The following is a 15726-nucleotide window of genomic DNA, read 5'->3' as shown; positions in this document are numbered from 1 at the left end:
TGCTACCTGGGTGTATTGGGCGGAATGGGGCCCATGGCCGGCGCGGCCTTTGCCCTCCGCCTGGCGGCGCTGACGCCTGCCACGGTTGACCAGCAACACATCCCCACCCTGCTGCGCAACGATCCGCGCATTCCCGACCGGTCCAGCGCCTACATGGCTGGCGGCGAAAATCCGCTGCCCCACATGGTCGACGGCGTGCGCTTCCTGGAACAGGCCGGCGCCCGGCTCATCGCCATCCCGTGCAACACCGCCCACCTGTGGTTCGACGAGATCGCCGCGTCCACCGGCGTGCCGGTGCTCCACATCATCGAGGCGGTCATCGAAGACCTGCGCCGTCTGGGCCTGCCCCGCGGCCGCATCGGCCTGATGGGCACCGCCGCCACGCTAAAGCTTGGCCTGTACCAGCGGCACCTCGAAGCCCAGGGCTACGAGTGCATCGTGCCTGACGAGGACGAAGTCGAACGCTTCTGCATGGGCTCGATCCGCGCGGTCAAGGGCAACCAGCTCGAAGACGCCTTCGCCCCCGCCGCCGAGTGCATCGCCCGTTTGAAGGCGCGCGGCGCCGACGCCGTCGTCCTGGGCTGCACGGAACTGCCCCTGGCCGTTCCGCACGCCCTGCGCCCCAGCCTGGGCGTGACCCTCACCGACTCCATCGACGCCCTGGCCCGCGCCGCCATCGCGCACTACCAGGCCGACCAGCCCGCGGAACGGATCGCCGCGTAAGTTGCATAAGGTGTCTGACACCCTGCGGAGATGACCTCGAGTTAGCCGCAATGTCTCAAGGGTGTCAGACACCGGCCGCAATGCCCCCCCCCGCCAGACGCAAAAAAAAAGAAGGCGCATCTTTCATAAGGTGTCTGACACCCTGCGGAGATGACCTCGAGTTAGCCGCAATGTCTCAAGGGTGTCAGACACCGGCCACAATGCCCCCCCGCCAGACGCAAAAAAAGGCGCACCTTTCGATGCGCCCACTTCCTTCGCGGGGAAGAGGTCAACCGCCCAGGTAAGCCTTGCGGACCTGATCGTTGACCAGCAGATTGGCGCCGGTGTCCTGCAGGACCACGCGGCCGTTTTCCAGCACGTAGCCGCGGTCCGCCACGCCCAGCGCCTTGTTCGCATTCTGCTCGACCAGGAACACGGTCACGCCCTGCTCCCGGATCTCGCGAATGATGTCGAAGATCTGGGCGATCACCAGCGGGGCCAGGCCCAGCGTCGGTTCGTCCAGCAACAGCAGGCGCGGCCGGGTCATCAGCGCGCGGCCGATGGCCAGCATCTGCTGCTCGCCGCCCGACATCAGGCCGGCACGCTGGCTGGCGCGCTCTTTCAAGCGCGGGAACAAGCCGTAGACGTGGTCGATGCCCGCCTCGATCTCGTCGCGCTTGGAAAAGAAGCCGCCCATCATCAGGTTCTCGGCGACGGTCAGGTCCTTGAACACGCGACGGCCTTCAGGCGAAATGGCGATGCCACTGCGCATGATGTGGTGCGTGTCCTTGTTCGTGATGTCTTCGCCTTCGAACGTGATCTTGCCTTCGCGCGCACGCGGATTGCCGCAGACCGTCATCAGCAGCGTCGTCTTGCCCGCGCCGTTGGCGCCGATCAGCGTGACGATCTCGCCCTGGTTCACTTCGACCGACACGCCGTTCAATGCCTGAATGGCGCCGTAGAAGGTGTGTATATTTTCCAGCTTGAGCATCATTCCTCCCCCAGATACGCCTTGATGACGCGCTCGTCGTTGCGCACCTGATCCGGGGTGCCGGTCGTGATGGGCTTGCCGTGTTCCATGACCAGAATCCGGTCCGAAATGCCCATGATGAGGCTCATGTCGTGCTCGATCAGCAGCACCGCGACGCCGAATTCGCGCCGCAGCTGGTCGATGAGCGATTGCAGGTCGCGCTTTTCTTGCGGATTCAGACCTGCCGCGGGTTCGTCCAGCATCAAGAGGCGCGGCTTGGTGATCATGCAGCGCGCGATCTCCAGGCGCCGCTGGTGGCCGTAGGCCAGATTGCCGGCTTCGCGGTTGGCGAATTCCCGCAAGCCCATGAAGTCCAGCCACTGCGCCGCGCGGGACAACGCCTCGGATTCGGACTGGCGATAGCCCTTGGTCTTGAGCAGCCCAGGCAACAGGCGCGATTCCACCTGCGTGTGCTGCGCAACCAGCAGGTTTTCCAACACCGTGAGCTGTTTGAACAGGCGCACGTTCTGGAACGTGCGCACCAGGCCGTGGCGCGCCACCTTGTGGCTGGCAAGACCCGTGATGGGCTTGCCGTCCATGATGATCTCGCCGGCGGTGGGCGCGTAGAACCCGCCCACGCAGTTGAAGACGGTGGTCTTGCCGGCGCCGTTCGGGCCGATGATGGCAAAGACCTCGTCGGTCATGACCTCGAAACCCACGCTATCGACGGCCAGGAGGCCGCCGAACCGCATGGTCAGGCCGGAAACTTTCAGCAATGCCTCGCTCATTTAGCCAGCTCCACGTGGGGACGCTTCATGGGCAACAACCCCTGCGGACGCCACATCATCATCAACACCATCACCAGACCGAACATCAGCATCCGGTATTCGGCGAACTCGCGCGCCAGCTCGGGCAGCACGGTCAGCAGGATGGCAGCGAGGATCACGCCTACCTGAGAACCCATGCCCCCCAGCACCACGATCGCCAGGATCAGCGCGGATTCGATGAACGTGAAGGACTCCGGATTCACCATGCCCTGGCGCGCCGCGAAGAACGCGCCGCCAAAGCCGGCAAACATGGCGCCCAGCGTGAACGCGGACAGCTTGATGCGCGTGGGGTTCAGGCCCAGCGAACGGCAGGCGATCTCGTCCTCGCGCAGCGCCTCCCAGGCGCGGCCGACCGGCATGCGGATCAGGCGCGTGGACACGAACAGCGTTACCAGCGCCAGCAGCAGCGCCATCATGTACAGATAGATAACCATGTCCTGGTTCTGGAACGTCAGCCCGAAGAAGTCGTGGAACGTCGTGTCGCCCTCGGTGCTGGCGCGGCGCGTCATTTCCAGGCCGAAGAACGTGGGCTTCGGGATACCGGAAATCCCGTCGGGACCGCCAGTGACCGTATTCAGGTTGATCAGCAACAGACGGATGATTTCACCGAAACCCAGCGTCACGATGGCCAGGTAGTCGCCGCGCAGCCGCAACACGGGAAAGCCCAGCACAAAGCCGAACAGCGCGGACATGGCGCCGGCAAACGGCAGCGCTTCCCAGAAGCTCCAGCCGCCCCAGTGGTAGAGCAGTGCGTAGGTATAGGCGCCCACCGCGTAAAAGCCCACGAAGCCCAGGTCCAGCAGCCCCGCAAAGCCCACCACGATGTTCAGGCCCAGGCCCAGCATCACGTAGATCAGCACCAGCGTGGCGATATCCACGGAACTGCGCCCCGCGAAGAACGGCCAGATCACCGCGATGGCCAGCAGCAGGATCATCAGCGGCTTGTGGTTCCTGGCCGGCGCGGAGGACAGCGTCGGCAGGCCGGTCTTGAGCTTTTTGAACGGAATGGCCAGCCAGGGCCGCAGCAGCTGGAAGACGAACACCACGGCGGCGGCCAGCGCCACCAGCGACCAGTTCGACTCCATCGACGTGCGCGCACCCTGGCGGATGAGCTGCAGGCCAAAGACCGGGGTGACGATGACCGCCGTCAGCACGGCCGCCATCGTGGCGTTTTTGAGATTGTTGGTCGACATCAGACTTTTTCCACCTCAGGTTTGCCCAGCAGCCCGGTGGGACGGAACAGCAGAATCAGGACCAGCAGCGAGAACGCCACGATGTCCTTGTACTGCGACGAGATGTACGCGGCCGCGAAGGTCTCGGCCAGGCCCAGCAGCACACCGCCCAGCATCGCGCCAGGAATGCTGCCGATACCGCCCAGCACCGCCGCCGTAAAGGCCTTGATGCCCGCCAGAAAGCCGATGAAGGGATTGAGCTTGCCGATGGTGATGGCGATCAGCACGCCGCCCACCGCCGCCAGGATCGCGCCCATCACGAACGTGAACGAGATCACGCGGTTGGTGTCGATGCCCAGCAGATTGGCCATGTGCATGTCCTGCGAGCAGGCGCGAGAGGCACGGCCCATGCGGGAGTATTTGATGAACAGCGTCAGCCCGATCATCAGCACCACAGTGACCACGATGATCATGATGCGCGAATACGGCACCGTCACGTCGAAGTCCGATCCCATGTGGAACTGCACGGCGCCGGACACCAGCGAAGGCACGGCCATGTCGCGCGCGCCCTGACCGAGGGCCACCCAGTTCTGCAGGAAGATCGACATCCCGATGGCGGAGATCAGCGCCACCAGCCGGGGGCTGCCGCGCACCGGACGATACGCCACGCGCTCGACCGAAAAGCCGTAGATGCCGGTGACCGTGATGGCCACAAGCAGCATGGCCGCAATGATGAAGGGGGTCGGCAATCCGCTATTGGTGCCGATGGCCGTCAAGGTGACCAGGCCCACATAGGCGCCGATCATATAGATTTCGCCGTGGGCGAAGTTGATCATACCGATGATGCCGTAGACCATTGTGTAGCCGATGGCGATCAACGCATAGATCGCTCCCAGGGACAATCCGTTGAAGAATTGCTGGGTCAGTTGGGGTATGAGATCAGACATGATTCTATTGCTCCAAATGGTTCCGGCCCCGGTAGAGAGACCCGGAGCCGGAAACCTGGGCGTATTTTATAAGGGCCTGTCGTCGCCGCCTTGCCGGCCGCACAGCGCTTTTGGCGCATCGCTACGCGGATTTCGGCAAGACGGAGACGGCAGGCCCTACACGCCGGCAACACGCCGGCGGGATCGCGAGTTTACAGCTGGGTCTTCTTTCCGTCCTTGTCCCATTTATAGACAGCGAACTCGAAGTCCTTCAGATCGCCCTTGGCATCGTATTCGACCTTGCCGATGCCGGTATTGAAGGTGGTCTTGTGCATGTAGTCGGCAACCTTGGCGGGATCTTCGCCCACGGCGTTGATGCTGTCGGCCAGGATCTGGACCGCGGCGTAGGCCGGCATCTGGAAGGCGCCGTCCGGATCGCGCTTGGCGTCCTTGAAGGCCTTGACGATGCTTTCGTTGCCCGGCAGCTTGGTGAAGTCGGCGGGCAGCGTCACGAGCAGGCCTTCGATGGCCGGGCCGGCGATTGCCACCAGGTCCTGGTTGGCCGTGCCTTCCGGACCCATGAACTGGACCTTCAGGCCCTGTTCACGCGACTGGCGCAGCAGCAGGCCGAGCTCGGGGTGGTAGCCGCCGAAATACACCAGATCGACGCCAGCCGACTTGAGCTTGGTGATGATGGCCGAGTAGTCGCTGTCGCCGACGTTGATGCCTTCGAACATCGCGACGTTGACGTTCTGCTTGGCCAGCGCGTCCTTGACCTGGGTGGCCACGCCCGAACCGTAGGTCTGCTTGTCGTGCAGCACGGCGACCTTCTGGGGCTTGAGCGTCTTGGCGATGTAGTTGGCGGCGTACGGACCTTGCTGGTCGTCGCGGCCGATCGTGCGGAAGAAGAAATGCGGCTTGATGGTGTCGGTGACCAGGGGCGACGTGGCGCCCGGGGTGATGCCGACGATGCCCTCTTCCTCGTAGACCTTCACGGCGGCAACCGTGACGCCCGAGCACGCATGGGCCACGGCGAACTTGGCGCCGGAGTTGACCACGCGGTTGGCGGCAGGCACGGCCTGCTTGGGTTCGCAGCCGTCGTCGATCAGGATGGGTTCGAGCTTCTTGCCCTTGACGCCGCCCTTGGCATTGATGGTTTCGATGGCGGTCAGCGCGCCGGCCTGGATCTGGTCGCCGTATTGCGTGTTGGGACCGGTCATGGGCTGGGGAATGCCGATCTTGATCGTGTCGGCGGCGTGCGCGGCGCCAGCCAAGGCAAGTGCCCCAAGCGCCATGGCTACCGGGGTAAGGCGATTCAGAAACTTCATGCGGAGTTCTCCAGCGAGGTTTTGAGCGGCTCTGTCCAACACGGTTTATCGGGAGAGTACCCCTTTGTCCGCATTGCCCGTCGCCGGCTTCTTGGGCAAAAACACGGTGTGGGCGGTATTCTGAAAGCAAGCCGTCATACTGTCACTGCGTGTAATCCCCAATATTTCACGCGCGGCATTTAATCGTGACGCATAGCCCGCGTAAAGGCGTGAAATCAATGGAGAAATCGCAATTCCGACCGCAAAGTTGGCTGGCGTTTCGCTGGGATTTATGCTTGCCGGTTTTTATGAAAAATCATTAATACGGCGTTTAATCGCATATTTAAATACAGTCCTTACGCAGGACTTACTACAACCGCATCAATTAATACTCGCGGCCATTAATAAAAAGCCGCGCGTCCTGCGCTGCAGGCAGCCAGGAACGCGCGGCTTCAAGAACAAAAACGGGGGCAATCAGGCGTTCGCGGGCCTTGCCAGATTCCACATCAATGCCCGGAACGGCGCCAGCATGCTGATATTGACGACCAGCTTGATGGCCAGGTCGCCCAGCATCCACGTCACCCAGGGCGCGCCGGTGGCCGCGAACGCCACGCTGAAGAACACGGCCGTATCCAGGATGGCGCCCAGCACGCCCGACGCCAGCGGCGCGCGCCACCAACGCTGGTCGCGCAGGCGGTCGAACACCTGAATGTCGACGAGCTGCGCACATATATAGGCCAATCCCGAGGCCAGCGCGATGCGGGGAGACGCCACCCACACCGACACCGCGAGCGCGGCGGCAAAGCCGAACCACACCACACGCCGGGCCGCGGCCGGACCAAAGCGGCGGTTCAGGACGTCGGTGACCAGGAACGCCACCGGGTAAGACAGCCCGCCCCACGTGAGCCAATCGTTAAGCGGCACCTGCACCAGGATGTTGGAGCCGACCACCACGGCCAGCATGCACAGCACCGAGATGCCGAACTGCAGGCGGGTCATGGCGGGAAAGCGCGCGGCGGCCGTGGTCATCGCGCCCACTCCGGCGCCCACCGCGGCTGACGGCGACCGCCCGCCGAACGGCCGTTCGCGGCCCCTTCTTGCCCACATTGACGTGTCCTGGCCACAACACCTGGCATGTTCCGAGTCGCGGCCGCGAACACGCCACGCGCGATGCGTGCGGACCCGCTGGCAAAGGCGCGCGCGATGCGCGTCCCGCATGGCCGCGGCGCCCGCGCATCCTGGTTAATGTCAATGACATGAACGCCCCTGGCGGCGCATACTCTGCGGGCCTGCCGCGAGGCCCGCGCGGCCGTCCCGCAGCTATCGCCAATGAACGCAATCGAAAGTTCGTTTTCCATAGGCGGCGATTGTAAACGGTCGGCTCCCTGCACAAGGAATCGCAAAATGTTCGTTCGCGCCTAAAACGCGCAATTTGACAGGCGTTTGTAGGGATGTGAAAGTCACGGTTTTGTCACAAACAATTCATAAGGTGTCGTGTTTCATGCGGCCGGACAACCCGTTCGCAACACGCCCAACTGGAGAACCCTTTATGCGATCCCATCGTATTGCACTGACCTTTGCCGCCATCATGACGGCTTTCGCCGGCGCTTCCGCGCAAGCAGCCACCGAGATCCAGTTCTGGCATTCGATGGAAGGCGCTCTGGGCGACCGCGTCAATGGCCTGGTCGACGAATTCAACAAGAAGAACCCCGACTACCAGGTCAAGGCCATCTACAAGGGCAACTACGGTGAATCCATGAACGCCGGCATCGCCGCGTTCCGCGCCGGCAACGCCCCGGACATCCTGCAGGTCTTTGAAGTCGGCACCGCCACCATGATGTACGCCAAGGGTGCCATCAAGCCGGTGCAGCAGATGTCCGAAGAAGCCGGCAACCCGATCGATCCCAAGGAATTCATTGGCGCCGTGGCCGGCTATTACTCGTCGGCCGACGGCAAGCTGGTGTCGATGCCGTTCAACAGCTCGACCGTCGTCTTCTACTACAACAAGGACGCCTTCAAGAAGGCTGGCCTGGACGCCGACAATCCCCCCAAGACCTGGGAAGAACTGGCCGCAGCCGGCCAGAAGCTGAAGGCCGCTGGCCAGGAATGCGGCTACACCACGTCGTGGCCGTCCTGGACCCAGCTCGAGACCTTCTCGGCCTGGCATAACGTGCCGTACGCCACCAAGGACAACGGCTTCGGCGGCCTGGATGCGCGCATCGCCATCAACACCCCGCTGCACGTGCGCCACCTTGAGAACCTCGCCAAGCTCGGCAAGGAAGGCATCTTCATGTACGGCGGCCGCGGCGACGAGCCCAACTCGCTGTTCATCAGCGGCAAGTGCGCCATGATCACCGGTTCGTCCGGCCTGCGCGCCAACATCGCCAAGAACGCCAAGTTCGAGTTCGGCACCTCCACGCTGCCCTACTACGCCGACGTGAAAGGCGCGCCGCAGAACACCATCATCGGCGGCGCCTCGCTGTGGGTCTTCGCCAACAAGAAGCCCGAAACCTACAAGGGCGTGACCGCGTTCTTCAAGTTCCTGGCCAGCCCCGAAATCGCCGCCCGCTGGCACCAGCAGACCGGCTACGTGCCCGTCACCAAGGCCGCGTACGAGCTGACCAAGAAGGAAGGCTTCTACGACAAGAACCCGGGCACCGAAGTGGGCGTCAAGCAATTGAACGTCGAAACCACTGCCCAATCGCGCGGTCTGCGTCTGGGCTTCCTGCCCCAGATCCGCGAGATCGAGGACGCTGAAATCGAACGCATCGTCTCGGGCAAGGTTGCCCCCAAGGACGGCGCCGATAACATCGTCAAGCGCGGCAACGAGCTGCTGGAAAAGTTCGAGAAGAGTGTAAAGTAACGCCCTTTCGCGCGGCTTGACCGCCGCCTTGTCAATCGGCATTTTCCATGCCGTGACAAGGACCCTGTTGCGACAAGGACAAACGAGGCTTAAAGCCCTGGTTTTTAAGGGGCTTTAAGCCTATCGTGTTTTTATGAGTGCCGGTGCTTTCGGGCTCCGGGCGCCACGCGCGGCACGCGCGCTGGCGGTTTCAGGCGGCGGTTATTTCAACCGCCGCTTTTCTGTACCTTGGGTTCCCCCTATGGAAAAACGCGTTGTATTCGGGCACAAGACCTTGCCCTATCTGCTGCTCCTGCCGCAGCTGATCATTACCGTGGTGTTCTTCTTCCTGCCCGCCGGACAAGCCATGTGGCAGTCCACGCGCCTTGAAGATCCCTTCGGTCTGTCCTCGCAATTCGTCGGCCTGGACAACTTCATGGACCTGTTCTCGCAGCAGGCCTACCTGGATTCGTTCCGCGTCACCGCCGTGTTCTCGGTGCTGGTGGCCGGCGTGGGCCTTGGCGTGTCGCTGGTGCTGGCCGTGATGGCCGATCGCGTGATCCGCGGCGCCGGGCTCTACAAGACCCTGCTCATCTGGCCGTATGCCGTGGCGCCCGCCGTCGTCGGCGTGCTGTGGCTGTTCCTGTTTTCGCCTTCCGTCGGCATCCTGGCCGTAGCCCTGCGCAAGTCGGGCGTGGACTGGAACCCGCGCCTTGACGGCAACCAGGCCATGGTCCTGGTGATCGTCGCCGCGGTCTGGAAGCAGGTGTCGTACAACTTCCTGTTCTTCCTGGCCGGCCTGCAATCGATCCCGCGCTCGCTGATCGAAGCCGCCGCCATCGACGGCGCCAGCCCCGCGCGCCGCTTCTGGACCATCGTCTTCCCGCTGCTGTCGCCCACCACGTTCTTCCTGCTGGTGGTCAACATCATCTATGCATTCTTCGACACCTTCGCCGTGATCGACACGACGACGCAGGGCGGGCCCGGCACGTCGACCTCGATCCTGGTCTACAAGGTGTACAGCGACGGCTTCCGCGGCCTGGACCTCGGTTCGTCCGCCGCCCAGTCCGTCGTCCTGATGTTCATTGTGGTTGCCTTGACGGTCGTGCAGTTCCGCTACGTCGACCGCAAAGTGCAGTATTGATTTTGTTCGAGGCTGATAACAATGGTTGAACGCCGTCCCTGGCTGGATATTCTGGCCCACGTCATTCTGCTCTGCGGCGTGGCGATGGTGGCATTTCCGCTCTACGTCACTTTCGTCGCGTCCACCCAGACCGCGCAGGAAGTCGCTCAAGCGCCGATGTCCCTGATTCCCGGTCCGCACTTCGTGGACAACTACATGAAGGCCCTCTTCGGCGGCTCGTCGGGCGGTTCGTCCGGCGCGCCCGTCGGCCGCATGATGTACGTGAGCCTGATCATGGCGCTGGCAATCTCGATCGGCAAGATCGCGATCTCGCTGCTGTCTGCATTCGCGGTCGTGTACTTCCGCTTCCCCGGCCGCATGTTCTTTTTCTGGATGATCTTCGTCACGCTCATGCTGCCGGTCGAAGTCCGCATCGCGCCCACCTACAAGGTCGTGGCCGATCTGGGCCTGCTCAACAGCTATGCGGGCCTGACCTTGCCGCTGATCGCGTCGGCCACGGCCACGTTCCTGTTCCGCCAGTTCTTCCTGACGGTGCCGGACGAGCTCATCGAGGCCGCCCGCATCGACGGCGCGGGGCCCGTGCGGTTCTTCCGCGACGTGCTGCTGCCCCTGTCCAAGACCAGCATCGCCGCACTGTTCGTGATCCAGTTCATCTACGGCTGGAACCAATATCTGTGGCCGCTGCTGGTCACCACGCAGGAAGACATGTATCCCGTCGTCATCGGCATCAAGCGGATGATCAGCGGCGGCGACAGCGTGACCGAATGGAACATCACCATGGCCACCGCCATGCTCGCGATGATCCCGCCGGCGCTGGTCGTCATCCTGATGCAGAAATGGTTCGTCAAGGGTCTGGTCGACACTGAGAAGTAACGCCGCCCCACCCGCGCCCACCCGAACACGACTCTGAACACGAATAACTCATGGCTACTCTCAGCTTCCGCAACGTCAAGAAAACCTACGCCGGCAACGTGCCGGTCATCCATGGCATCGACATGGATGTCAAGGATGGCGAATTCATCGTCATCGTCGGCCCCTCGGGCTGCGGCAAGTCCACGCTGATGCGCATGGTCGCCGGCCTGGAAACCGTGACCAGCGGCGACATCGTCATTGACGACAAGGTCGTCAACACGCTGGAACCCGCCGAGCGCGACATCGCGATGGTGTTCCAGAACTACGCGCTCTACCCGCACATGACCGTGTTCGAGAACATGGCCTACGGCTTGAAGATCCGCAAGTTCTCCAAGGACGAAATCAAGAAGCGCGTCGACGCCGCCGCGCAGATCCTGGAACTGGGACACCTCTTGGACCGCCGTCCGCGCGCCCTCTCGGGCGGCCAGCGCCAGCGCGTGGCCATGGGCCGCGCCATCGTGCGCGAACCCAAGGTATTCCTGTTCGACGAGCCGCTGTCCAACCTGGACGCCAAGCTGCGCGTGGCGATGCGCCTTGAGATCATGAAGCTGCACCGCCGCCTGGGCACCACCAGCCTGTACGTGACGCACGATCAGGTCGAGGCCATGACGCTGGCGCACCGCATGATCGTCATGTACCAGGGCGTGCCCGAGCAGATCGGCACCCCGATGGAAGTCTTCGAAAAGCCCGCGTCGACGTTCGTGGCCGGCTTCATCGGCTCGCCGCCCATGAACCTCATGGAAGTCCAGGTGTCCGGCGACGGCACTGTGCAGACCGCCGACGGCAACCAGCTCGAGATCTCGCCGCTGCAGGTGCCTTCGCAGGTTCGCGGCCGCAAGGTCATCATGGGCATGCGCCCCGAGCACATGCTGCTGAACACGCAGGGCATCCCAGCCGAAGTCGAAATGGTCGAGACACTGGGTTCGGAACAGCTCGTTCACTGCCGCTGCGGCAAGAGCACGCTGGTCGTGCGCTGCACGACGCGCCAGCTGTCCGAGTCGTCCGCCAAGGTCGGCATGCAGGTCAACGTGGGCCCGGACGGCCGCCATCCGCTGCACTGGTTCGAGGCCGACACAGGCCGCCGCGTCCAGGGCCTGTAAGCGGCGGCGCGTCCGCCCCTGCCCCTGAGGCGCAATAACAAACCGGGCCGCAAGCAGATCGCTTGCGGCCCGGTTTTTTTTGCGGCGGGCCGGTAGCGGCCCGCCGCACTGCGCTTTACTTGTAGACGGTCTTGGAGCCGTCCTTGTGCCAGGTGAACACGTCGAACTCGAAGTTCGTCAGGTCACCCTGCTTGTTCCACGACACCTTGCCGATCGGCGTATCGAAGGAATTGGCATGCAGGTACTTGGCGACCTTGGTCGGATCGTCGGAACCCGCGCCCTTGATGCCGTCCGCGATGACCTGCGTGGCGGCGTAGGCCGTCATCTGGAAAGCGCCGCTGGGATTGCGCTTTTTCGCCTGGAACGCCTTGACGATGTCGGCGTTGGCGGCGTTCTGCGTGAAGTCGGCCGGCAGCGTCAGCAGCATGCCCTCGACGGCGTCGCCCGCGATGGCGTTGATGTCCGGGTTGCCCGTGCCTTCCGGGCCCATCCACTTGGCCTTCACGCCCTGCTCGGCCGCCTGGCGCAGCAGCAGGCCCATTTCGGGGTGGTAGCCGCCGTAATAGACGAAGTCCACGCCCTGGCTCTTGAGCTTGGTGATGACTGCCGAGTAGTCGCTGTCGCCGGCGTTGATGCCTTCAAACACGGCGATGGTCACGCCGCCCTTTTCCAGGTCGTTCTTGACCGCGGTGGCGATGCCCTGGCCATACGACTGCTTGTCGTGCAGCACGGCGACCTTCTTGGGCTTGATCTTGTCCAGGATGAACTTGGCGGCGGCGGGGCCCTGCTGGTCGTCGCGGCCGATGGTGCGGAAGATGAACTCGTAGTTCTTGCCGTCGGTCAGGGCCGGCGACGTGGCCGACGGGGTGACCATGACCACGCCTTCGTTGTTGTAGATGTCGGCGGCGGCGATGGTGGCGCCCGAGCACACGTGGCCCACGACGAAACCGATCTTGCTGTTGACGACGCGGTTGGCGGCGTTGGGACCCTGCTTGGGTTCGCAACCGTCGTCGATCACCACGGTTTCCAGCTTCTTGCCGTTGACGCCGCCGGCGGCGTTGATGCGCTCGACCGCGGTATCGACCCCTTCACGGACCATATCGCCATACTGCGTGACCGCACCGGTGGTGGGGCCGACGACGCCGATCTTGATGGTCTGGGCGTGCGCGGCCGCGCCAAACGTCAAACCAGCGGCGACGCCCAGCGCTGCGATGACCGGGGTCAGACGGAATACTGGCTTCATGAGTGGACTCCTCGAATGACTTGTAATCGTTGATCCATCAACGGGCTGACGGCCGGATAACGTAGATGTCATGCCCGTTGGCGGGTGCATTTGCACGGCAAGCATACACTGAAATATCGCGGCTTTTGGCCGGGTTTGCGCAGGGTTTTCCGCGGTTTTGTGATGCACTGCGGCATGCTGCGGGGCACCTCGGCTTATTCCAAACGCCGTATATGCAAAAGACCATTAATTCGTTTGAGTTACTAACGCGCGGCGGCATCATGTGCCGCATGAGACTCCAACCGATAATCGTCCCGGGCTGGAAAAACTCCGGTCCCGATCACTGGCAATCCCGGTGGCAGGCCCTGTTGCCAAACGCCCGGCGGATCGAGCAGCACGACTGGGAAAACCCCTGCGCGGCCGATTGGATATCCCGTCTGACGGCCGACGTGGACGAAGCCCGCAGCCCGGTCCTGCTCGTGGCCCACAGCCTTGGCTGCCTGATCAGCGCTTCGCTGCCGGTGCCGCTGCGCGCCAAGGTTGCCGGCGCGCTGCTGGTCGCGCCCGCCGACGTCGAACGCCCGGACACCCCGGCGTGCCTGCGCGGCTTCGCGCCCATCGCGCGCCAGCCGCTCTCTTTTCAAAGCGTGGTCGTGGCCAGCGACAACGACCCCTATTGCACGCTGGAACGCGCGCATGCGTTCGCCGCGGACTGGGGCAGCCGCGTCGTCGTGCTGGCTGGCGCGGGCCATATCAATGCCGAAAGCGGACTCGCCGACTGGCCGCAGGGATTGAAGCTGCTCGGGGCGCTTCGACGCCGGGCATCCTGGCGGATTCCCCCGCCGCCCAAGCGCATTCCGCCCGTGCCGCTGTACGACTTCTGACGCAAACCGCGCAAGCAAAAAAATGGCCGCCCGATCAGGGCGGCCAATATATTGGCGCGTATCGCGCCGGCCGCCTCCCCGTGACGGGAAGACGGCCATCGGATTACTGCAGCAGGCTGCGCAGCATCCACGCATTCTTTTCGTGCACGTCCAGACGCTGCGTCAGCAAATCGGCCGTGGGCTGGTCGTTGGCGGCGTCGGCCTTTTCAAAGGCGGCGCGCGCAGTCTTGGCGACCGATTCGTTGCCGTCGACCAGCAGGCGCACCATTTCCAGCGCGTCCGGCACCGAGTCCGGCTCGGCGATCGAGGACAGCTTGGCGTATTCGCGGTACGTGCCCGGCGCGTAGTGGCCCAGCGCGCGGATGCGCTCGGCGATGCTGTCCAGCGCATTCCATTCTTCGGTGTACTGCGTCATGAACATCAGGTGCAGCGTGTTGAACATGGGCCCCGTGACGTTCCAGTGGAAGTTGTGCGTCATCAGGTACAGCGTGTACGAATCGGCCAGCAACTTGGACAGTTCACCGGCAACCGCGGCGCGGTCCTTGTCCGAAATACCGATGTTGATGCGCGGAACGCTCGAGGTCTTCTTGGTGGACTTGGCCATTGCTAGCTCCTATGGAAAAAGGCGGAAATAAGAATACCACTGCAAACACGACAGAACGGGTGTTGTGGCAGAGCCGTTCTCAATATGGCCTGCGACCGATTGACGCGGCGCGAACGCGCGCCGCGCACTGGCAGCCGCAGCCGCTCAATCCTGCACCGCAGCCGCTTCGCCAGCCAGCATCTTCACGCCCGGCAGATCGCATTCATAGACGGCTTGCGCCAGCGCCTCGATCGCCGCCAGACGCGGGAAGCTGCGCCGCCAGGCAAGCACCACGCGGCGCTCGGGCACATGACCTTCGAACGGCAGGTAGCGCAACAGGCTGTTGGAGGGCGGGTTCTCGGGCACGGCGGTCACGGGCAGCACGGTGACGCCGATCCCGGCCGCGACCATGTGGCGGATGGTTTCGAGCGAAGAGCCCTCGAAGGTGCGCTGGATGCCGTCGCTGGCCGCCGAGAAGCGCGACAGTTCGGGACAGACTTCAAGCACCTGATCCCGGAAGCAATGGCCGCTGCCCAAAAGCAGCATGGTCTGCTGCTTCAGATCCTGGGCGTCGATGGCCTTGCGCTTGGCCAGTTCATGGTCGTTGGGCACCGCCACGACGAAGGGCTCGTCGTAGAGCGGTTGCATGACCAGGCCGGCTTCGGGCAACGGCAAGGCCATGATGGCGCAATCGATTTCGCCCTGGCGCAGCAGTTCCACCAGCCGCACCGTGAAGTTCTCCTGCAGCAGCAGCGGCATCTGCGGCGTGCGGCCGATCTGCACGGGCACCAGCTTGGGCAGCAGGTACGGACCGATGGTGTGGATGACGCCAACCCGCAGCGGGCCGGCCAGCGGGTCGTGGCCTTGCCGGGCGATCTCCTTGATGCTGGCGCTTTCTTCCAGCACCTTCTGCGCCTGCGCGACGATGCGCTGGCCGATGGGCGTCACCCCGACCTCGGAGCCGCCGCGCTCGAACAGGGTCACGCCCAATTCGTCTTCCAGCTTGCGGATGGCCACGGACAGCGTCGGCTGGCTGACGAAACAGGCCTCGGCCGCGCGGCCAAAGTGCCGCTCGCGGGCGACGGCGACGATGTACTTCAGTTCGGTGAGAGTCATGGTGGACTACGCCCCCGGG

The 15726-nt window shown here is 63.6% G+C and carries 15 protein-coding genes; 6 read left to right on the top strand and 9 right to left on the bottom strand.

Features of this window, described 5'->3' with window-relative positions:
- Window positions 1–33: 33 nt before the first annotated feature.
- On the top strand, window positions 34–723 hold the full coding sequence (locus tag LN047_RS13135; protein ID WP_373982129.1) for an aspartate/glutamate racemase family protein: 690 nt from the start codon (window positions 34–36) through the stop codon (window positions 721–723).
- A 268-nt stretch (window positions 724–991) separates the two neighbouring features.
- On the opposite strand, the gene LN047_RS13130 is transcribed toward LN047_RS13135, so the two are convergent.
- The 6 genes from LN047_RS13130 to LN047_RS13105 form a co-directional block, all read right to left on the bottom strand.
- Window positions 992–1693 carry an ABC transporter ATP-binding protein gene (locus tag LN047_RS13130; protein ID WP_128829264.1) on the bottom strand — a complete coding sequence of 234 codons (702 nt, stop codon included), beginning with the start codon at window positions 1691–1693 and terminating at the stop codon, window positions 992–994.
- A complete protein-coding gene (gene livG / locus LN047_RS13125) occupies window positions 1693–2460 on the bottom strand; it encodes a high-affinity branched-chain amino acid ABC transporter ATP-binding protein LivG (protein ID WP_062841126.1) in 768 nt (255 codons plus the stop codon). Before livG ends, LN047_RS13130 begins: the two co-directional genes overlap by 1 nt.
- On the bottom strand, window positions 2457–3692 hold the full coding sequence (locus LN047_RS13120) for a high-affinity branched-chain amino acid ABC transporter permease LivM (protein WP_062841127.1): 1236 nt from the start codon (window positions 3690–3692) through the stop codon (window positions 2457–2459). Before LN047_RS13120 ends, livG begins: the two co-directional genes overlap by 4 nt.
- Window positions 3692–4618 (bottom strand): high-affinity branched-chain amino acid ABC transporter permease LivH, encoded by a 927-nt coding sequence (gene livH / locus LN047_RS13115; protein WP_056317577.1) that lies wholly within the window; start codon window positions 4616–4618, stop codon window positions 3692–3694. Before livH ends, LN047_RS13120 begins: the two co-directional genes overlap by 1 nt.
- Before the next feature lie 191 nt (window positions 4619–4809).
- Window positions 4810–5925 carry a high-affinity branched-chain amino acid ABC transporter substrate-binding protein gene (locus LN047_RS13110; RefSeq protein ID WP_056317574.1) on the bottom strand — a complete coding sequence of 372 codons (1116 nt, stop codon included), beginning with the start codon at window positions 5923–5925 and terminating at the stop codon, window positions 4810–4812.
- 453 nt (window positions 5926–6378) lie between these two features.
- Window positions 6379–6933: a queuosine precursor transporter gene (locus tag LN047_RS13105; protein ID WP_180099412.1), complete on the bottom strand. Its 555-nt coding sequence runs from the start codon at window positions 6931–6933 to the stop codon at window positions 6379–6381.
- Window positions 6934–7453: 520 nt separating this feature from the next.
- On the opposite strand from LN047_RS13105, the gene ugpB reads away from it, so the two are divergent.
- The 4 genes from ugpB (at window position 7454) to LN047_RS13085 (ending at window position 11902) form a co-directional block, all read left to right on the top strand.
- Window positions 7454–8767, top strand: coding sequence for a sn-glycerol-3-phosphate ABC transporter substrate-binding protein UgpB (gene ugpB, locus LN047_RS13100; RefSeq protein ID WP_373981959.1), 1314 nt, complete (start codon window positions 7454–7456; stop codon window positions 8765–8767).
- Window positions 8768–9008: 241 nt separating this feature from the next.
- Window positions 9009–9890, top strand: coding sequence for a sn-glycerol-3-phosphate ABC transporter permease UgpA (ugpA, locus tag LN047_RS13095; protein WP_373981958.1), 882 nt, complete (start codon window positions 9009–9011; stop codon window positions 9888–9890).
- Between the two features lie 21 nt (window positions 9891–9911).
- Window positions 9912–10763, top strand: coding sequence for a sn-glycerol-3-phosphate ABC transporter permease UgpE (gene ugpE / locus LN047_RS13090; RefSeq protein WP_056317563.1), 852 nt, complete (start codon window positions 9912–9914; stop codon window positions 10761–10763).
- A 50-nt stretch (window positions 10764–10813) separates the two neighbouring features.
- Window positions 10814–11902, top strand: coding sequence for a sn-glycerol-3-phosphate import ATP-binding protein UgpC (locus LN047_RS13085; RefSeq protein WP_062841130.1), 1089 nt, complete (start codon window positions 10814–10816; stop codon window positions 11900–11902).
- Window positions 11903–12017: 115 nt separating this feature from the next.
- On the opposite strand, the gene LN047_RS13080 is transcribed toward LN047_RS13085, so the two are convergent.
- Window positions 12018–13145: a branched-chain amino acid ABC transporter substrate-binding protein gene (locus LN047_RS13080; RefSeq protein ID WP_373981957.1), complete on the bottom strand. Its 1128-nt coding sequence runs from the start codon at window positions 13143–13145 to the stop codon at window positions 12018–12020.
- Between the two features lie 269 nt (window positions 13146–13414).
- Here LN047_RS13080 and LN047_RS13075 point away from each other — a divergent pair, with 269 nt between their 5' ends.
- Complete coding sequence (locus LN047_RS13075) at window positions 13415–14008, top strand: RBBP9/YdeN family alpha/beta hydrolase (RefSeq protein WP_373981956.1); 594 nt, start codon at window positions 13415–13417, stop codon at window positions 14006–14008.
- 103 nt (window positions 14009–14111) lie between these two features.
- On the opposite strand, the gene LN047_RS13070 is transcribed toward LN047_RS13075, so the two are convergent.
- Together LN047_RS13070 and LN047_RS13065 are read right to left on the bottom strand one after the other, a co-directional pair.
- Window positions 14112–14612 carry a Dps family protein gene (locus tag LN047_RS13070; protein WP_063954941.1) on the bottom strand — a complete coding sequence of 167 codons (501 nt, stop codon included), beginning with the start codon at window positions 14610–14612 and terminating at the stop codon, window positions 14112–14114.
- Window positions 14613–14756: 144 nt separating this feature from the next.
- Window positions 14757–15707, bottom strand: coding sequence for a LysR substrate-binding domain-containing protein (locus LN047_RS13065; protein WP_056317544.1), 951 nt, complete (start codon window positions 15705–15707; stop codon window positions 14757–14759).
- Between the last annotated feature and the right edge of the window lie 19 nt (window positions 15708–15726).

The organism is Achromobacter sp. JD417 (assembly GCF_041879325.1).
Classification (GTDB): Bacteria; Pseudomonadota; Gammaproteobacteria; order Burkholderiales; family Burkholderiaceae_B; genus Achromobacter; species Achromobacter mucicolens.
Note: the sequence above shows the minus strand (reverse complement) of the source record. Positions and strands in the feature narration are given on the sequence as shown.

Bases quoted from the DNA above. Each gene is read 5' to 3' on its own strand.
- livH (WP_056317577.1), bottom strand. From the start codon at position 4,618: ATGTCTGATCTCATACCCCAACTGACCCAGCAATTCTTCAACGGATTG.
- LN047_RS13120 (WP_062841127.1), bottom strand. From the start codon at position 3,692: ATGTCGACCAACAATCTCAAAAACGCCACGATGGCGGCCGTGCTGACG.
- LN047_RS13075 (WP_373981956.1), top strand. From the start codon at position 13,415: ATGAGACTCCAACCGATAATCGTCCCGGGCTGGAAAAACTCCGGTCCC.
- ugpE (WP_056317563.1), top strand. From the start codon at position 9,912: ATGGTTGAACGCCGTCCCTGGCTGGATATTCTGGCCCACGTCATTCTG.
- LN047_RS13085 (WP_062841130.1), top strand. From the start codon at position 10,814: ATGGCTACTCTCAGCTTCCGCAACGTCAAGAAAACCTACGCCGGCAAC.
- LN047_RS13135 (WP_373982129.1), top strand. From the start codon at position 34: ATGGCCGGCGCGGCCTTTGCCCTCCGCCTGGCGGCGCTGACGCCTGCC.
- LN047_RS13130 (WP_128829264.1), bottom strand. From the start codon at position 1,693: ATGCTCAAGCTGGAAAATATACACACCTTCTACGGCGCCATTCAGGCA.
- LN047_RS13110 (WP_056317574.1), bottom strand. From the start codon at position 5,925: ATGAAGTTTCTGAATCGCCTTACCCCGGTAGCCATGGCGCTTGGGGCA.
- LN047_RS13070 (WP_063954941.1), bottom strand. From the start codon at position 14,612: ATGGCCAAGTCCACCAAGAAGACCTCGAGCGTTCCGCGCATCAACATC.
- LN047_RS13065 (WP_056317544.1), bottom strand. From the start codon at position 15,707: ATGACTCTCACCGAACTGAAGTACATCGTCGCCGTCGCCCGCGAGCGG.
- livG (WP_062841126.1), bottom strand. From the start codon at position 2,460: ATGAGCGAGGCATTGCTGAAAGTTTCCGGCCTGACCATGCGGTTCGGC.
- ugpA (WP_373981958.1), top strand. From the start codon at position 9,009: ATGGAAAAACGCGTTGTATTCGGGCACAAGACCTTGCCCTATCTGCTG.
- LN047_RS13105 (WP_180099412.1), bottom strand. From the start codon at position 6,933: ATGACCACGGCCGCCGCGCGCTTTCCCGCCATGACCCGCCTGCAGTTC.
- ugpB (WP_373981959.1), top strand. From the start codon at position 7,454: ATGCGATCCCATCGTATTGCACTGACCTTTGCCGCCATCATGACGGCT.
- LN047_RS13080 (WP_373981957.1), bottom strand. From the start codon at position 13,145: ATGAAGCCAGTATTCCGTCTGACCCCGGTCATCGCAGCGCTGGGCGTC.